Origin of the sequence: Lysobacter sp. Root494, assembly GCF_001427225.1 — a bacterium.
Lineage (GTDB): Bacteria > Pseudomonadota > Gammaproteobacteria > Xanthomonadales > Xanthomonadaceae > Agrilutibacter.
The window spans coordinates 332,837-349,705 of sequence record NZ_LMFH01000006.1 but is presented as its reverse complement, the minus strand read 5'-3'; the positions used below and the strand labels follow the sequence as shown (position 1 = coordinate 349,705).

General features: G+C 67.1%; 15 protein-coding genes. 12 read left to right on the top strand and 3 right to left on the bottom strand.

Going from position 1 to position 16,869, the window contains the following annotated elements:
• Positions 1-107: 107 nt before the first annotated feature.
• The 4 genes from ASD14_RS10940 to ASD14_RS10925 all read left to right on the top strand — a co-directional run bounded on the left by ASD14_RS10940 (position 108) and on the right by ASD14_RS10925 (position 3,965).
• Positions 108-968 (top strand): RNA polymerase sigma-70 factor, encoded by an 861-nt coding sequence (locus tag ASD14_RS10940; protein ID WP_056133279.1) that lies wholly within the window; start codon positions 108-110, stop codon positions 966-968.
• A 93-nt stretch (positions 969-1,061) separates the two neighbouring features.
• On the top strand, positions 1,062-1,532 hold the full coding sequence (locus ASD14_RS10935; RefSeq protein WP_056133548.1) for a carboxymuconolactone decarboxylase family protein: 471 nt from the start codon (positions 1,062-1,064) through the stop codon (positions 1,530-1,532).
• Positions 1,533-2,193: 661 nt separating this feature from the next.
• Positions 2,194-3,483: an NAD(P)H-binding protein gene (locus tag ASD14_RS10930; RefSeq protein WP_056133276.1), complete on the top strand. Its 1,290-nt coding sequence runs from the start codon at positions 2,194-2,196 to the stop codon at positions 3,481-3,483.
• Entirely contained in the window at positions 3,480-3,965 is a 486-nt protein-coding gene (locus tag ASD14_RS10925; protein ID WP_235565384.1) for a DUF2269 domain-containing protein, read from the top strand. The genes ASD14_RS10930 and ASD14_RS10925 overlap by 4 nt, the downstream gene beginning before the upstream one ends.
• A gap of 42 nt (positions 3,966-4,007) precedes the next feature.
• On the opposite strand, the gene ASD14_RS10920 is transcribed toward ASD14_RS10925, so the two are convergent.
• Positions 4,008-5,252: an MFS transporter gene (locus tag ASD14_RS10920; protein WP_056133270.1), complete on the bottom strand. Its 1,245-nt coding sequence runs from the start codon at positions 5,250-5,252 to the stop codon at positions 4,008-4,010.
• A gap of 250 nt (positions 5,253-5,502) precedes the next feature.
• Here ASD14_RS10920 and ASD14_RS10915 point away from each other — a divergent pair, with 250 nt between their 5' ends.
• The 6 genes from ASD14_RS10915 (at position 5,503) to ASD14_RS10890 (ending at position 13,113) form a co-directional block, all read left to right on the top strand.
• A complete protein-coding gene (locus tag ASD14_RS10915; RefSeq protein ID WP_056133268.1) occupies positions 5,503-6,057 on the top strand; it encodes a GNAT family protein in 555 nt (184 codons plus the stop codon).
• A 101-nt stretch (positions 6,058-6,158) separates the two neighbouring features.
• Positions 6,159-8,048, top strand: a complete 1,890-nt coding sequence (locus ASD14_RS10910) for an ABC transporter ATP-binding protein (RefSeq protein WP_056133265.1) — start codon at positions 6,159-6,161, stop codon at positions 8,046-8,048.
• Between the two features lie 268 nt (positions 8,049-8,316).
• Positions 8,317-8,964: a BON domain-containing protein gene (locus ASD14_RS10905; protein WP_056133261.1), complete on the top strand. Its 648-nt coding sequence runs from the start codon at positions 8,317-8,319 to the stop codon at positions 8,962-8,964.
• Between the two features lie 105 nt (positions 8,965-9,069).
• Positions 9,070-10,278, top strand: a complete 1,209-nt coding sequence (locus ASD14_RS10900; RefSeq protein WP_235565383.1) for a PQQ-dependent sugar dehydrogenase — start codon at positions 9,070-9,072, stop codon at positions 10,276-10,278.
• A gap of 214 nt (positions 10,279-10,492) precedes the next feature.
• Complete coding sequence (locus ASD14_RS10895; RefSeq protein ID WP_056133259.1) at positions 10,493-12,163, top strand: AarF/UbiB family protein; 1,671 nt, start codon at positions 10,493-10,495, stop codon at positions 12,161-12,163.
• 125 nt (positions 12,164-12,288) lie between these two features.
• Positions 12,289-13,113, top strand: a complete 825-nt coding sequence (locus ASD14_RS10890; RefSeq protein WP_056133257.1) for a ferredoxin--NADP reductase — start codon at positions 12,289-12,291, stop codon at positions 13,111-13,113.
• Between the two features lie 362 nt (positions 13,114-13,475).
• Here ASD14_RS10890 and ASD14_RS10885 read toward each other — a convergent pair whose 3' ends face one another.
• Positions 13,476-14,372: a LytTR family DNA-binding domain-containing protein gene (locus tag ASD14_RS10885; RefSeq protein WP_056133254.1), complete on the bottom strand. Its 897-nt coding sequence runs from the start codon at positions 14,370-14,372 to the stop codon at positions 13,476-13,478.
• A gap of 154 nt (positions 14,373-14,526) precedes the next feature.
• Between ASD14_RS10885 and ASD14_RS10880 the strand changes: the two genes are divergently transcribed.
• Positions 14,527-15,717, top strand: coding sequence for an acyltransferase (locus tag ASD14_RS10880; protein ID WP_056133251.1), 1,191 nt, complete (start codon positions 14,527-14,529; stop codon positions 15,715-15,717).
• A 61-nt stretch (positions 15,718-15,778) separates the two neighbouring features.
• Positions 15,779-16,336, top strand: a complete 558-nt coding sequence (locus ASD14_RS10875) for a TlpA disulfide reductase family protein (protein WP_056133248.1) — start codon at positions 15,779-15,781, stop codon at positions 16,334-16,336.
• Positions 16,337-16,479: 143 nt separating this feature from the next.
• Here the strand turns inward: ASD14_RS10875 and ASD14_RS10870 are convergent, their stop codons facing one another.
• Entirely contained in the window at positions 16,480-16,869 is a 390-nt protein-coding gene (locus tag ASD14_RS10870; RefSeq protein ID WP_056133245.1) for a hypothetical protein, read from the bottom strand.

The following is a 16,869-nucleotide window of genomic DNA, read 5'->3' as shown; positions in this document are numbered from 1 at the left end:
TCGCGGCCAGGGGCCGCTCCTACAGGACCACGGCCACGTGGCCTTGCCGACGCAGCGTTCCGCGGCCCACGCTGTCACATCCGCGCCCCTTCCCCCGTCCTGGCCACATGAGCACCGAAACCGTCTTCGAAACCCACCGCCCTCGCCTGTTCGGGCTCGCCTACAAGCTGCTCGGCAGCCGCAGCGATGCCGAGGACGTGGTCCAGGACGCCTGGCTGCGCTGGCGCCAGGCGGACCGTTCGGCCATCCGCGATGCCGAGGCCTGGCTGGTCACGGCTACGACCCGGCTCGGCATCGACCGCCTGCGGCTGGCCCGGACCGAACGCGAGGCCTACTTCGGCCCCTGGCTGCCGGAGCCGTTGAGCGTGGACGAATCCCCCGACCCTGAACGCGGCGCGGAGATCGCCGAACAGGTGTCGCTCGCGTTCCTCTCGGTGCTGGAACGGCTGGGACCCGAAGAACGCGCGGCGTTCCTGCTGAAGGAAGTCTTCGATTACGACTACGCGCAGATCGCCGAACTCATCGGCCAGGGCGAGGCCAATTGCCGGCAGATGGTCCATCGCGCGCGGACGCGCGTGCAGGCGGACCGGCCGCGCTTCGCCGTCACGCCGGAGAAGCACCGCTCGCTGCTCGAACACTTCATGCACGCGGCGCAATCCGGCGATCGCAACGCGATCGTGCAACTGCTGGATGCGGACGCACAGCTGGTGTCCGACGGCGGCGGCAAGGTCAACGCGACCATCCGGCCGTTGCACGGCGCCGAGCGCATCGCGCGCCTGTTCTGGGCGATCGCGCGCAGGCCGCAGAGCGCGCTCGAATGGCGCTTCGGCCACGTCAATGGCGAACCCGCGTTGCTGCGCATGCGCGACGGCCGCCTGCATTCGGTCACCACGGTCACGATCGAAGACGACCGCATCAGCGGCATCTTCACCGTGCTCAATCCCGACAAGCTCACTGGATTGATGTAAAGCGAATTGATGTAGCGCGCACTGTCACACCGCGGTGTCTTCGCGCGTCTACCTCATGCAACGGCCACCGTGGCCGCACATGAGAAGACGACGATGAAACACTCCCCACTCGATTACGCCACCCACGCTCCCGAGGCCTTCCAGCACCTGCTGCGGCTCAGTGGCCAGCTGCACAAGGGCCCGCTCGGATCCAAGCTCGTTGAACTCGTATCCCTGCGCGTGTCGCAGATCAACGGCTGCGTGTTCTGCCTGGACATGCATTCCAGCGCGCTGCGCAAGGCCGGCATGTCGCAGCGCAAGCTCGACACCGTCCCCGCGTGGTGGGAAAGCCCGCTGTTCGATGCCCGCGAACGCGCCGCGCTGGCCTGGGCCGACGCACTGACCCGCATCGGCAGCGCGCGCGTGCCCGAGGGCGTGTACGAGGCGGTGCAGGAAAACTTCAACGAACGGGAGATCGCCGAACTGGGCTTCACGGTCGCCATGATCAATTCCTGGAACATCCTCAACGTCGGGATGCACAAGGCGCTGGACGAGGCGCCGTTCGAAGCGGTCGCTCACGCGTAGCGCAACTCGGAGAAGCGGTGCGCGGCGCCGCGCCGCAGATGGTTGTGCCGTCGCTGCGCTCCGCCATCCTGCGGAGTGCGGGCGTGAACCCGGCTTCGGGTCTCGCCAGATGCCGCCGGGTGTCTGGCCAGATGCTGCGGGACATCAGCCGTGCGGCTGCGCGCATGTCGCGAGATACCCGCGGGCATCTGGCCAGATGCAGCCAGCCTCGCCCCAGACCTTGCGTACCCTTGCCCAGACCCTCGTGCGCATCTGGCGAGATCCTGCCAGGGTCTCGCCAGACCCCTGCGGGCATCTCGCGAGATGCCACGACCTTCGCGCCAGACCTTGCGAAGGTCTCGCGAGACCCTCCGGAGCATCTCGCCAGATGCTGCCAGCCCCGCGCGAGATGCCGCCAACCGCAAGCGAGATGCAGCGGAGCATCTGGCGAGATGCTCCGGAAGGTCTGGCCAGATGCGCCGGAGTGTCTGCGAAGGCCGCCTGGCCTCATGCCTGGCGCGGGCCGTAATGCCGGCAAGGCACGCGGGTGGGCGCGGGAAGCTCAAGGCCACGGCCCGTGAGTGCCTCGCCGATGATCCATCACCCGACATCACGACGGCTGCGAGACGATGCGTATCGCTGCGCTCGACCCGTCCTACGGATTCGCATCTCCCGGCATCGCATGCACATCCTCATTACCGGTGCTGAAGGCTTCATCGGCAGCGCGCTGGCGCAGGCGCTGCTGGCGCGCGGGCACCGGCTTACGCTGGCGGTACGCGACCCGGCACGTGCGGCGAAGCGGTTTCCCGCGCAGCGGGTGCTGGCCGCGGATTTCGCCACCGATCATTCGCCTGGAGCGTGGCGTCCCCGGCTGGAAGGCGTCGATGCCGTGGTGAACACCGTCGGCATCTTCCGCGAACAGGGCGCGCAGACGTTCGAGGCGATCCACGCCCGCGCACCCGTCGCGTTGTTCGAAGCCTGCGTCGATGCCGGCGTGCGCCGCGTGGTGCAGGTCTCCGCGCTGGGCGCGGCAGCCGATGCGCCGACGGAATTCCTGCGCAGCAAGCACGCCGCCGATGCTGCGCTCGCATCGCTGCCGCTGTCGTCGAGCGTGGTGCGCCCGTCGCTGGTGTTCGCGCCCGAAGGCACGAGCGCCCGCGTGTTCCTGCAGCTCGCCGCATTGCCGCTGGTGCCGTTGCCGGCGGGCGGTACGCAATGCGTGCAACCGATCCACCGCGACGACCTCGTCGCCGCACTGGTCGCGCTGGTCGAAGCCGATGCACCACCGCCACTGTTGGCCGCGGTCGGCCCTGCCCCGCTGACCCTGCGCGAGTACTTCGTGCAGCTGCGCCGCGGCCTCGGGCTCGGCCGCGCGCGTTTCCTGCCGATTCCGCGACGGGTGATGGAAACGATCGCAGTGTTCGCGGAAAAGATGCGCTCGAACCTGGTGGACCGCGAAGCACTCACGATGCTCGCGCAAGGCAACTGCGCCGGCGCGGACGGCATCGTGCACGTGCTCGGATGCCCGCCACGGCCCGCGACGGAATTCATCGATCCACGCGAAGCCGCATCACTCCGCACGTCGTTGCAACTGCGCTGGCTGCTGCCGCTGCTGCGGGTCGCCGTCGCACTGGTATGGATCGTCACCGGCATCGTGTCGCTCGGCGTGTATCCGGTCCCGGAAAGCCTCGCCCTGCTCGCGCGCGTGGGCCTGCACGGTTCGTTCGCGCTCGTCGCGCTGTACGTCGCCGCCATTCTCGACCTCGCGCTCGGCATCGCCACGCTCGCAATGCGCAGGCGGCAATGGCTCTACGCGTTCCAGGCGCTGGTGACCCTCGGCTATACCGCGATCATCACGGTCTGGCTGCCCGGATACTGGCTCCATCCGTACGGGCCGGTCCTGAAGAACCTGCCGCTGCTCGCCGCGCTATGGCTGCTGCACGCGCTGGACCGCGAGGAGGGAAGCACGTGATCAATGAGATCCTGGTGCTGAAGTGGCTGCACATCCTCTCGTCGACGATGCTGTTCGGCACCGGCATCGGCACGGCGTTCTACCTGTTCTTCGTCAGCCGCACGCGCGACGCGCATGCGGTGGCCGTCGTCTCGCGCTTCGTGGTGATTGCCGACTGGCTGTTCACCGCCACCACCATCGTGTTCCAGCCGCTCAGCGGCTTCTGGCTCGCGCACCGCATGGGTTACCCGCTCACCTCGCCATGGATCCTGTTGTCGACGGTGCTCTTCATCTCGGCCGCGCTGTGCTGGTTCCCGGTGGTGTGGCTGCAGGTGCGCCTGCGCGACGTCGCGAAAGCGGCCGACGAAACCGGCACCGAACTCCCTCCGGCGTACTGGAACTACTTCGGCTGGTGGATCGCACTGGGCGTGCCGGCGCTGCTGCTCTTCCTCGCGATCTTCTACCTGATGGTGGCGCGGCCTTCGCTGCAGTGGCTGGAGTGATGCTGCTCAACGCGGCGGCAAACCGGCGCTGACGGCAGTGGTTCAGCCTTGCAGCACGGGCGTGAGCCGGTCTCCCTTCTTTCGCGGCGCGGTGGGGAACTGCAACGCGATCGCGGCCGCGGCGAGGCCCAGCGCCATCGAACCGATGTACAGCCACGTGTAGCTGCCATAGCGGTCGTACAGCCAGCCGCCGATCAGCGGGCCCAGCGCCATGCCCAGGCTGGACAGCATGCCCGCCGCACCGAGCACGGACCCGAGGATGCGCGGGCCGAAGGCTTCGCGCGCCAGCGAGGCATACAGCGGCATCGTGCCGCCGTACGCGATGCCGAAGACGATCGCCACGGCGTAGAAGCCGCTGAGCTGGTTCGCCTGCAGGTAGGCGGCCGCGGCGAGCCCCTGCACTGCGAGGCCGACCACAAGCACCGGCTTCGCGCCAAACCGGTCCGCGAGCAGGCCGAACAACAGCCGCCCGCCGAGTCCGGCCGCGCCTTCCATGCTGTAGATCGTGACCGCGGCGGTCATCGGCAGGCCGCAGCCGATCGCGTAACTGACCGTGTGGAAGATCGGCCCCGAATGCGCGGCGCAACACGCGAAGAACGCCAGCGCAAGCACGATGAAGGCGCGCGAACGGAATGCCTGCGACGCCGTCATCTCGGGTGTACCGCCGCCACCGTTCCCGGCTGCCGCCGCCGCAACGCCCGGGGCGACGCGCACGAACCAGACCGCAGGCAAGGTCAGTGCCCACGCGATGACGCCGACGATCACCAGGGTGCTGCGCCAGTCGTGTTGCGTGCCGAGCCACGCCACCAGCGGCGACATCGTCATCGGCGCGACGCCCACGCCGGCCGACACGAGCGAGATCGCGATGTTGCGGCGGCGCTCGAACGACGCCGCCGTCGCGGACATCACCGGCGCGAAGAAGCTCGACACGGCCACGCCCATCAGCACGCCGTAGGTGAGCTGGAACTGCAGCAGCGTCTGCGCCCTGCTCGCGAGCACGCAGGCGAGTCCGAGCAGCAGCGAGCCGGCCAGCACGATGCGCCGGGGTCCATAGCGGTCGCTGAGCATGCCCCAGCCGAAACCGGCGAAGCCCATGCTCAGGAACGCCAGCGTCATCGCGCTGGACAGCCCCGCCCGCGACCAGCCCGTGGCCGTGCTCATCGGCTGCAGCAGCACCGCGAGCGAGAACACGACGCCAACGGCGACGCAGCCCATCAGGGCGCCTGCGGCCACCAGGCCCCAGTTGCGGTCGAGGTGGAGCGAGGCGGCGGCTGGAGAACTGTTCATGGGCGCTGGCATTCCGGCTGGGATATCACACCGACGAACCGGGGAGCGGGAAATCGACAGGCGATCCGCACTTCCGGCGCGCATGCACAAGGGCAGACCCGGGCGCCGGGCGCGCCGGCGGTCGTTCGAGGCGTTTCCCTGATATGGCTATCCTCACGGCAGTCCACCTGCTGCCCGCGATCCGGAGCACACCTTGCGCCTCGCCGGATGCGAGGTGACCAACTACCCGACATCCATTGCGACTGAACCGATGACAGCACCACTTGCCCAGGGCGAAATCCTGATCCGCCCACTCACGGCCAACGACGCGCTGCCGCTGTATCGCGCCGTGCGCGCTTCGATCGACTCGCTGTCGTACTGGCTGCCGTGGTGCCATGCTGGCTATTCGGAAGCGGATGCCGCGGACTGGACTTCGTACTGCCAGCAGGCATGGGAATCGCGCCGCGAATTTCCGTTCGGTATCTTCGATCGCGGCGGCGAACTGCTCGGCGGCGTCGGACTGAGTCAGGTCGATCGCGCGAACAACAGGGCCAACCTCGGTTACTGGGTGGCTGCGGTGCACCGGGGCAAAGGCATTGCAAGCACCGCGGCCAGGCTCGCTGCACGCATGGGCTTCGAGCAACTGGGCTTCACCCGGATCGAGATCGTCGTGCTCGTGGACAACATCGCCAGCCACCAGGTCGCGGAGAAACTGGGCGCGACGCGCGAAGCCGAAGCGCGCAATCGCCTGGTGTTCCAGGGGCGTCCGGCGGATGCAGTCGTGTATTCGCTCATACCAGGCGACCTTGCCGCATCCGGCGGGTAAAACGACGGCGCACGCCGCTCATGCATCCCGCGTGCATACAACAATTTTTCCTTCACCCATGAGCGCCTGCACGCGGGCACGACACGCGGCACAATCGGCGCATGGCCAATTCCCCTGATGCAGCGGCGCGGGGTCCACGCCCCGCCCGCTCCGCCGGACAGCCCAGCCTGCGCGAACGCTTCAACGCATTGCGCAACCTGCCGCCATTCCTGCGGCAGATCTGGGCGACGAGTCCGGCACTGACGCTCGCGACGCTCGGCCTCCGCATCATCCGCGCGTTCCTGCCGATCGCCACGCTCTTCATCGGCAAGCTGATCATCGACGAAGCCGTGCGCCTGGTCGGTGCGGGCGTGTCGTACGAATCGGTGTCCACCGCGTGGGAAAGCGGGCAGCTCGACCACCTGCTGTGGCTGCTGGTCGCCGAGTTCGCGCTGGCGATCGGCTCCGACCTGCTGGGACGGATGATCAATTACGGCGACGCGCTGCTGTCGGAGCTGTTCACCAACGCGACCAGCGTGCGCCTGATGGAACACGCGGCGACGCTCGACCTCGAGGACTTCGAGGACCCCGACCTGCAGGACAAGCTCGATCGCGCGCGCCGGCAGACGATGGGGCGCATGAACCTGATGAGCCAGCTGTTCGGCCAGGTGCAGGACGTCATCACCGTCATCAGTTTCGCGCTCGGCCTGCTGGTTTACGCGCCGTGGCTGATCGTGCTGCTCGCGGTCGCGCTGATTCCCGCCTTCGTCGGCGAGGCGCATTTCAATGCGCTGGGGTACTCGCTGAATTTCGCGTGGACACCGGAGCGGCGCCAGCTCGAATACATCCGCCAGATGGGCGCGAGCGTGGAAACGGCGAAGGAGGTGAAGATCTTCAACCTCAACCGCTTCTTCATCACCCGCTTCCGCGAACTGTCCGACAAGTTCTTCCGCGCCAACCGCAGGCTGGCGCGGCGGCGCGCGTTCTGGGGAACGCTGCTCGCGGCGCTCGGTACGCTCGGTTACTACGTCGCGTATGCGTACATCGCGTGGCGCACGGTGAAGGGCGATTTCAGCATCGGCGACCTGACCTTCCTTGCGGGCAGCTTCCGGCGCCTGCGGCAGCTGCTCGAAGGATTGCTCGTTGGTTTCTCGCAGGTGGCTGGGCAGGCGCTGTACCTCGACGACCTGTTCTCCTTTTTCGAGATCCAGCCGGAGATCCACTCACCGGCCGACGCACTGCCGGTACCGCAGCCGATCGTGCGCGGCTTCGTGTTCGAGAACGTGGGCTTCCGCTATCCAGATGCGGAACGCTGGGCGCTGCGCGGCCTCGACTTCGAACTGCGCGCGGGCGAAGTGCTTGCGCTGGTCGGCGAGAACGGCGCGGGCAAGACCACGCTGGTGAAGCTGCTGGCGCGGCTGTACGACCCGGACGAGGGCCGCATCCTGCTCGACGGCCGCGACCTGCGCGACTACGACCTCGAGGACCTGCGCGCGAACATCGGCGTGATCTTCCAGGACTTCGTGCGCTACCACCTGACCGCGGGCGAGAACATCGGCGTCGGCCAGATCGATGCGATGTACGACCGCGACCGCATCCGCGAAGCGGCGAAGCGTTCGATGGCGGACCAGCTGATCGCGTCATTGCCGCAGGGTTATGACCAGCTGATCGGGCGCCGCTTCAAGACCGGCGTCGATCTCTCCGGCGGGCAGTGGCAGAAGATCGCGATCGCGCGCGCGTACATGCGCGATGCACAGGTGATGATCCTCGACGAGCCGACCGCGGCGCTGGATGCGCGCAGCGAGTTCGAGGTGTTCCAGCGCTTCAAGGAATTGTCGAGCGATCGTACGGCGGTGCTGATCTCGCACCGCTTCAGCAGCGTGCGGATGGCGGACCGGATCCTGGTGCTGAACGAGGGGCGGCTGGAAGCGAGCGGCACGCACGAGCAGTTGCTGGCGCAGGGCGGTCGTTATGCGGAACTGTTTGAATTGCAGGCGGCTGGGTATCGCTGATGCCCCTGGGCGATTCGCTGACACGCCGCCCCTCACCCTGCGTTGCTGCGCAACGCTGTCCCTCTCCCCGCAGGCGGGGCGAGGGGTTTGTGACTTTCTTCTCGCCGCAAGCGTTCTGCGCACTTCCTTCTCCCCGCACGCGGGGAGAAGGTGCCCGGAGGGCGGATGAGGGGCGCGGCGAAGCCGCGCAAATTCCCGTGAACTCCCTGTTGCCGCAGCGATAACGCCGGCCTTCCTAGTGTGAGGTTTTCCGCAGGGAGACCCGATCATGGCCAGGCATGAATCCGCGAATCCGCACGCCAGCGACGAGCACAACCGCCGATCGCAGCTCTACCACGACATGCCCTCGGTAACGCCCCGCGCGTGGGGACCGATGCCGCCGGACGATGATTCTTTCGGCCCGCGCAGCCTCGGCGGCTACGGCGATTTCAGGACGCCGGCGGATTCATACAGCCCACGTGGACAGGATGCGCGTACAGGTCGTCCGCGCGGCGGCCAGCGCGGTCGCGGCCCGCGCAACGAAGTACGGCCCGATGCCAGCATCGCCGACGACATCTACCAGCGCCTCACCGACGACGAGGAACTCGATGCGGGCGAGATCCTGCTTTCGGTGGAAGACGGCTTCGTGACGCTCACCGGCGAGGTGCCGGAGAAGGCGATGAAGCGCCGCGCCGAAGACGTCGCGGCGCTGGCACGTGGCGTGCGCGACATACGCAACTGCATCCGCTGCGACGATGGCTCCGCATCGTTCGGCCCCGCCGGGCGCGCGGTGCGCAGCGGCAACGATCAGTTGGGCAGCGGCTTCTCCAGTTCGGAGCGCACGCAGGAACAATGGGTGCAGCCCTCGATCCGGCAGGGCCGCGTCGGTCACGAAAACCTCGAGCCCGAGCAGCACGCCGCGGATCGGAAGCGGTGAAACGCGCGTGAGTTGACCCGATCTGCCGGCATGACGACAGGCACGGGCGCGGCGGCATCGCGCCGTTACAGTCGCGCAGTCGGATTTCCCCACGCCGGAGCCCCCATGCGCCAGATCCTCCTCTGCACCGCCCTCGCCGTCGCGTGCATGCCCATGCTCGGTTGCGAAGCCCGCAACAGCGACGCGACGGCTTCGGCGCTGTCCGCTACAGCAAGCGCTCCGGCCACCGAACGCGTCGGAGAAGCGTTGGCAAGCAAGCTCGGCGAAATCCGCGTCGCGACCGTCGCAAGCGGACTGGAACATCCGTGGTCGGTCGCGTTGCTGCCGGACGGTGGTTTCCTGGTCACCGAACGACCCGGGCGTCTGCGCCGCATCGGCACCGATGGAAAGGTTACCGAACCATTGGCGGGCGTGCCGAAGGTGTTCGCGGAAGGGCAAGGCGGCCTGCTCGATGTCGTGCTCGCGCCCGACTTCGCTACCAGCAAGCGCATCTACCTGAGCTACGCCGAACCCGGCGAAGACGACACGGCCGGTACCGCAGTGGCGAGCGCGACGATGGGCGCGAACGCACTCGAGAACGTCAAGGTGGTCTACCGCCAGGAACCCAAGCTGGAAGGCGGCAACCACTTCGGTTCGCGCATCGTGTTCGACGGCAAGCCTCCGGGCAGTGGCGGACACATGTTCATCAGCCAGGGCGAACGCACCTATCGTCCGCGCGCGCAGCAACTGGACATGCTGCAGGGCAAGCTGGTGCGCCTGAACCTCGATGGCAGCGTGCCGAAGGACAATCCCTTCGTCGGCCGCAAGGATGCGCGACCGGAAATCTGGAGCTATGGCCATCGCAACATGCAGGGCCTCGCGGTCGATCCGCGCACCGGCAAGGTATGGGAAAGCGAGCACGGCCCGCGTGGCGGCGACGAGATCAATATTCCCGAAGCCGGAAAGAACTACGGCTGGCCGATCATCACGCACGGCATCGATTATTCGGGCCTGCCGATTTCCGAAGCGGTGGGCACCTCGGCTCCGGGCATGGAACAGCCGTACCACGTGTGGGCGAAGTCGCCGGGACTTTCCGGCATGGCGTTCCTCGTGAACCAGCCCACGTCGAAGTGGAACGACAGCCTGTTCCTCGGCGCGCTGGCGGATGGAAGCCTGATCCGCCTGTCGCTCGATGGCGATCGCATCACCGGCGAGGAGCGGTTGCTGAAGGAACTCGGCGCGCGCATCCGCGACGTGCGCGTGGGCGGTGACGGCAGCGTGTATGTGCTGACCGACGAAGCGGACGGCAAGCTGTTGAAGCTGACGCCGCCGTAGGCTGGGGTGGCTCCATCAACCCAGCAGCTTTTGTCGCGATGTACGGCAGGCTGCCTGGTTTCATCGCGTAGCAAACTCGCTTAGTCACACCGGGATCGCCTCGAAGCTGCCGGGTTGATGAAGCCAACCCTGCCTGCGCATCTGATATCCGCCCACTCAAGCCGCCTTTACATCGCCCCCGCTAGGCTGCCGCCATGTTCAGGGAATCGATGCCATGAGCGAATCGCAAAGCGGGCTCGCGCGCACCGCGCGGATCCTGCGCTTCCTGCTCAAGTACCGCGGTGCCGGCGTGTTCACCGGCCTCGATCTCGACAGCGTGAGCGACGGCGAGGCGCCGGCAATCAGCGGCAAGCCCGAGGAATTCGTCGACGACCTCGAAGCGCTGGGCCCGACCTTCATCAAGTTCGGCCAGGCGCTGTCGACGCGTCCCGACCTGGTGCCACCCGCGTATCTCGCCGCACTGGAACGCACCCAGGACGACATCGCGCCCGTGTCTGCGGGTCAGATCCGCGCCGTGATCGAGAGCGAGCTGGGCGTACGCCCCAGCCATCTCTTTGAAACCTTCGACGACACGCCGCTCGGGAGCGCCTCGCTCGCGCAGGTGCATCGCGCGACGTTGCGCGATGGCCGCGCCGTGGCGGTGAAGGTCCAGCGGCCGAACATCAGTGACGTCATCCACAACGACCTCGATGCGCTCGCCGCGATCGCGAGCCGCGCCGACATCGCGACGAAGGTAGGGCGTCGCGTGCACTTCGCCGACTGGGTGCATGAATTCCGCAAGGCGCTGCTGGCTGAAATGGACTACGTCTGCGAGGCGGAGAACCTGTGCCGCTTCCGCACGCACTTCCGCGAGTACCCGGAGATCGTCGTGCCCGCGCCGTTGTGGGATTTCAGCAGCCGGCGCGTGCTGACGATGGAACTGGTGAGCGGGCACAAGGTCACCGAAGTGGGGGGCCTGTTCCGCACGGAACACGACATACGCCACCTCGCCGAAGCGCTGCTGCGCGGCTATCTCGACCAGGTGCTCGTGCACGGCGACATCCATGCCGACCCGCATCCGGGCAACCTGCTGGTGATGGACGATGGGCGGCTCGCGTTGTTCGACCTCGGCATGGTCGTGCACGTGCCGCCGCGCCAGCGCGACCGGCTGTTCCGGTTGCTGTTCGCCGCCGTCGAAGGCCGCGGCGAAGACGCCGCGCGCGAGGCGATCGGCATGAGCACGCGCCTGGAGGATTTCGAAGAGGAGCGCTACCTGCGCGAAGTCGGGCAGCTGGTGGCGCGTTACGCCGCGCACCAGGGGCAGTCGACGAGCGAGAGCCGGCTGCTGTTCGACATCGTGCGCATCAGCACCGCGTGTGGCCTGCGTTCGCCGTCGGAGCTGAGCCTGCTCGGCAAGACGCTCGCGCATCTGGAAACGGTGTGCCGCGCGCTCGATCCGCGCATGGACATGAAGCGCGTGGTCGACCGGCACCTCGACAGCGTGATGGGCGACCGCCTGCGCCGCTCGCTCTCGCCGCATCGCGTGGCGAGCGAAATCATGGAACTGCAGGCGCTGGCGCGGGAAGCGCCGCGCAAGCTGTCGGACATGCTGTCCTTGCTCGCCGACAACCGTCTCCAGATCCGCGTCACCGGCCTGGAGGAATCGCGGCTGATGGAGAACCTGCAGAAGATCGCGAACCGCATCACCACCGGCCTGATCATCGCGGCGCTGATCGTGGCGGCGGCGATGATGATGCGGATCGAGACGAAGGCGCAGTTGTTCGGTTACCCCGCGCTGGCGCTGGTGATGTTCCTGATCGCCGCCGCGCTGGGCATCGGCGTGGTGGTCAGTGCACTGCTGCGCGACCGCAAGGCGCGGCCGCGGGAGGAGTCTGGGCCGCGATAGGCCGAAACCAGGGAAAACCCGCTCTTGCTGTCATCGGCCGCGCGCGCGGCACGAACGGTCCCGCAACCTCATTCGTGAGGCGGGCGGGCTAAAATGGCGCCCTCCCCGCGTCACATCCCCGCCCCATGTCCTCCGCTTTCGGCACCGAGACCGTGCTGGATGTCCGTCACTGGACGGACGCCTACTTCAGCTTCACCACCACCCGCGACGACGGCTTCCGTTTCGACAACGGCCAGTTCGTGATGATCGGCCTGCAGATTCCCGTTGATAACGGCGGGCAACCGGACGGCAGCACGAAGCCGCTGCTGCGCGCGTACTCGATCGCCAGTGCGAACTGGGAAGAACAACTCGAGTTCTTCAGCATCAAGGTGCCCAACGGCCCGCTCACGTCGCGGCTGAAGGACATCAAGCCCGGCGACACCGTGCTGATCGGCCGCAAGCCCACCGGCACGCTGCTGATCTCCGACCTGCACCCGGGCCGCAACCTGTACCTGCTGGGTACGGGCACCGGATTCGCGCCGTGGCTGGCGGTGATCAGGGATCCGGAAACCTACGAGCGCTTCGACAAGGTCATCCTCTGCCATGGCGTGCGCAACGCGGAAGACCTTGCGTACCGCGACTACATCGTCCGCGAGCTGCCACACCACGAGTTCCTCGGCGAGCAGATCAGCGCGAAGCTGAAGTACTACCCGGCGGTGTCGCGCGAGGATTTTGTCTTCAATGGCCACGACCAACGCGGCCGCCTCACCGATCTGATGGCGAGCGGCAGGATGATGGAGCAGCTCGGCATCGAGCCGCTCGACCCGGAACACGACCGCGCGATGATCTGCGGCAGCCCGCAGATGCTGGCGGATTTCCGTGCGTTGCTCGACGGACGCGGATTCACCGCGGCACCGCGCATCGGCACGCTGGGGCAGTACGTGTTCGAGCGGGCGTTTGTGGAGAAGTGAGCGCGGGCGAACTGCGTTCGCAAGCAAGCAACTCGCCGCTCCCTCGCTCCGCTTGCGGAGGGACAGCGTCGCGCAGCGACGCAGGGTGAAGTGATGGGACTTGAGGGAACGCGAACGGACGCGAGCGAAAGCGAAGCAACTCGCTTCGCTCGCCCCTCATCCGCCCGTTGGGCACCTTCTCCCCGCAAGCGGGGAGAAGGGAAGCAGGACCCTTGCCCGCTTGCGGGGGAGGACAGCAACCCCCTCGCCCCGCTTACGGAAGGAACCCCTCGCCCCGCTTGCGGGGAGAGGGACAGCGTTTGCGCAGCAACGCAGGGTGAGGGGACGTGTAACGAACTGGGCGCGCAGCAAAGCGCACCCCCTCACGCCGCGCGCCGCTCCGGCCTCAACGCATCCCGATAAGTCCGGCTGCACGGAATCGCAGCACCGTCGCGCATGGTGATGCGCGCGTCGCCCGTCTCCAGTGGTTCGATCTCGCCCACGCAATCCAGGTTGACGATGTAGCTGCGATGCACGCGCACGAAGCGCGCCGGATCGAGCTGGCTTTCGATCGATGCCATCGTCGTGCGTAGCGGGTAGTCGCGGCCGCGCACATGCAGGTTCACGTAATTGCCGGAAGCCTGCAGCCATTCGACTTCGGCGGCGGCCACCAGGAATTCCTTGCCAAGCTTGCGCACCAGGAAGCGCTCCGGGCGCTCGGGCTGGTCGGCCAGCGGCATGTCATCCGGTGCGGTGAGCACGCTGGCTTCGCCCTGCAGCCGGCGCACGAGCAGGCGGTAGCCTTCGATCATGATCACCAGGCCGCTGAACTGGCGGATGTCCTTCAGGTATTCGTAGAAGAACATCGTTCCCCACGGCCCGCCGTCGTAGTGATAGCCCTGCGCGGCATAGATGGCCTTGCGCAGCGCAACCATGCCCCCGACGTGCAGCAGCGACCACAGGACGCTGCCCAGTGCCAGCCACGGCAGGTTGCGGCGCCAGGTATCGAAATGCAGCGGGAAGCGGCGGGTGTACCAGAGGACCGCGGGCACCAGCGCCAGCGCCACCAGATGGCTGCTCCATTCCCATACGGCCGGTTCCCACGCGGCAAAGTCCAGTCCCGCACGGCGTATGTCCATCAGCGCGGTGACGCTGTTGGTCGCCGCGCCGACCAGGTACGTGACGATCCAGAAGCCCCACTCCACCACGCGTCGCCATGGCTGGTAACGCAGCCAGAACTGGTCGGTCGACGGAGCCGCGGAAGTCGGGGTCGGATTCATCCGCGCATTCTCTCCCACCCGCGCCCGGAAACCGTCCCGGCTTGTCCCAAGGGTCCGCGTTTCGTCCCCGGGTCCGCGCAATCAGTCACCTGGCGGTGGCTCGCGGCATGCGCGCGATCGAACGTGACGGCACGCATCGACACGGAGCCCCGCCATGCAGCAGCCAGTCCCGCCACACCGCCGCCACGACATCGACGCCCTGCGCGCCCTCGCCTTCGCCCTGCTCATCCTCTATCACGGCTGCATGCTGTACGTCGCCGGCGAGGACTGGGACTGGCACCTCAAGAGCACGCACCTGGCCGAATGGCTGCAGGTCCCGATGCTGTTCGTGAACCGCTGGCGCATGGACCTGATCTTCCTGATCTCCGGCCTGTCGGTGCATTTCCTGCTGCGCGGCGCCCCAACTGGCCGCTTCATTGCCCAGCGCAGCTGGCGGTTGCTGTTGCCGCTGGTGTTCGGCTGCCTGGTGATCGTGCCGGTGCAGCCGTACGTGCAGGGGATTGCGAATGGCGCGGTCGAGACCGGCTACCTGCAGTTCCTCGGCGATTACCTCGGTGGCCGGCAGTGGCCCCGCGATGCTTTCGACGGGTGGGAGCACGGCTTTACCTGGAACCATCTCTGGTACCTGATTTACCTGTGGTGCTACACGATGGTCTTCGCCGCGTTGCTGCCACTGCTGCGCCGCCTGCCCAATCCCTTCTCGCACCTGCGCGGCGGCTGGCTGCTGGTACTGCCTGCGTTGCCGCTGCTGCTTTACACGTTCACGCTGCAACCGCTGTTCGATGAAACCGGCGACCTGATCCACGACTGGTACCGCCACGCGGTCTACTTCACCGTCTTCCTCTACGGCTGGTGGCTGGGCTCCGCGAATGGCGTGTGGGATGAACTCGTGCGTTTGCGCCGGCACGCACTCGTTGCCGCGCTGGTGCTGGTGAGCGGCTATCTGTCGATGGTCTTCGGCCTGCCCGACGACGCGCCCGAGTGGATGGGCGTGATCGGCCGCACCCTGCGCAACCTGTACATCTGGATGGCGCTGTGCGCGATCCTCGGCTGGAGCAAGGCATGCCTCGACAGACCGTTCCGCTGGCTGCCGTGGGCAACCGAAGCCGTTTATCCGTGGTATGTCCTGCACCAGAGCCTGATCCTGTTGATCGCGTACTGGCTGCTGCCCTTGCACCTGGGGCCGGTGCTCGAGCCGGTGCTGGTATTCGCGGGCACGATTGCCGGTTGCTGGTTGCTGCACGAATTCGTGATTCGTCGCGTGCGCTGGCTGCGGCCGTGTTTCGGGTTGAAGACGGTTCGCAACAACTTCCGGCCCGAGTCCGTCGCCGCCGCTGCGAGCTGACGGATTCGCGACATGGTGCGTTCGGATATCCTCGCCGGCATCCAGTTTGGGGAAACCGGAAATGATCCGACGCACCATGACGCAGCTGGCCGCAGGCCTGCTGCTGGCGTTTTTCCTGCCGGCGCTCCTGCCGGCGATGGCCGGGAATCCTCCGATACAGCCCAAGCCCGGCGAGATACCGCCGGACGAACTCGGCCACAGCGTTTCCGGCGACGACATCACCGTGAGCGGCCACAAGGGCAAGGTCGTGATCGTCACGTTCTGGGCCTCGTGGTGCGGCCCGTGCCGGCAGGAGCTGCCGGTGCTCGGCAAATTGCAGAAGGCCGTCGGCCGCGAGCACCTGGAAGTGATCGCGATCAACTTCAAGGAAGACCAGCGCGAATTCCGCAACGTGCTGCGTGCCAACAAGGACATCGCGCTGACCTACGTGCACGACCGCCGTGGCGCGATCAGCGATCGCTATGGCGTGACCTCGCTGCCAAACATGTTCATCATCGATCGCGACGGACGCATCGCGCACGTGCATCGCGGCTATTCGCCCGAGATGCTGGATGGCTTCATCAACGAGATGCTGGCCCTGCTGCCGGAAGAAGTGCTCAGCCGCCCCGCGGGGACGTGATCCCCGCGGAGCGGCAACCCGTGCAAGGCGATCGCTGGGCGGGCCGTGTCGCCTGATTTTGCTGCGCGCCGCGGCGCGCCTGCTTCGTCATGGCACCGACTGGATCGAGGCGAGGCGCCCTGCGCTCGACCGACCATGGCGGCTCAGGGTTCGCCGTAACGCAACCACAGTTCCGCTGCATGCTCGTCGTCGAAGACGCGGGCGTCGAAGCCCGCGTCGCGGGCGAATATCTCGCAGTATTCGATGCGGTGCAGTCCGCGCGGCTTCACGTGTGCGATGCGCATCTGCTCGAGACCGTGATTCGACATGCTGCGGACGAAGCTCAGCCACTGGGATTCGGTCAGCGGCTCGCCCTGCAGCTCGTCGATGATCAGCAGTTGCTCGGCGGGCCGCATTTCCACTTCGGCCAGGATCGCCTGCCAGTACGCGATCGTGTTGTCGAGCGTGCTTTCGCCGATCACCTGCACGCGCAGCTGCGAACCGCGCCGGCTGGAGCTGATGAAGAACGCAGGATGTTTCGAGTGCGGTGACAT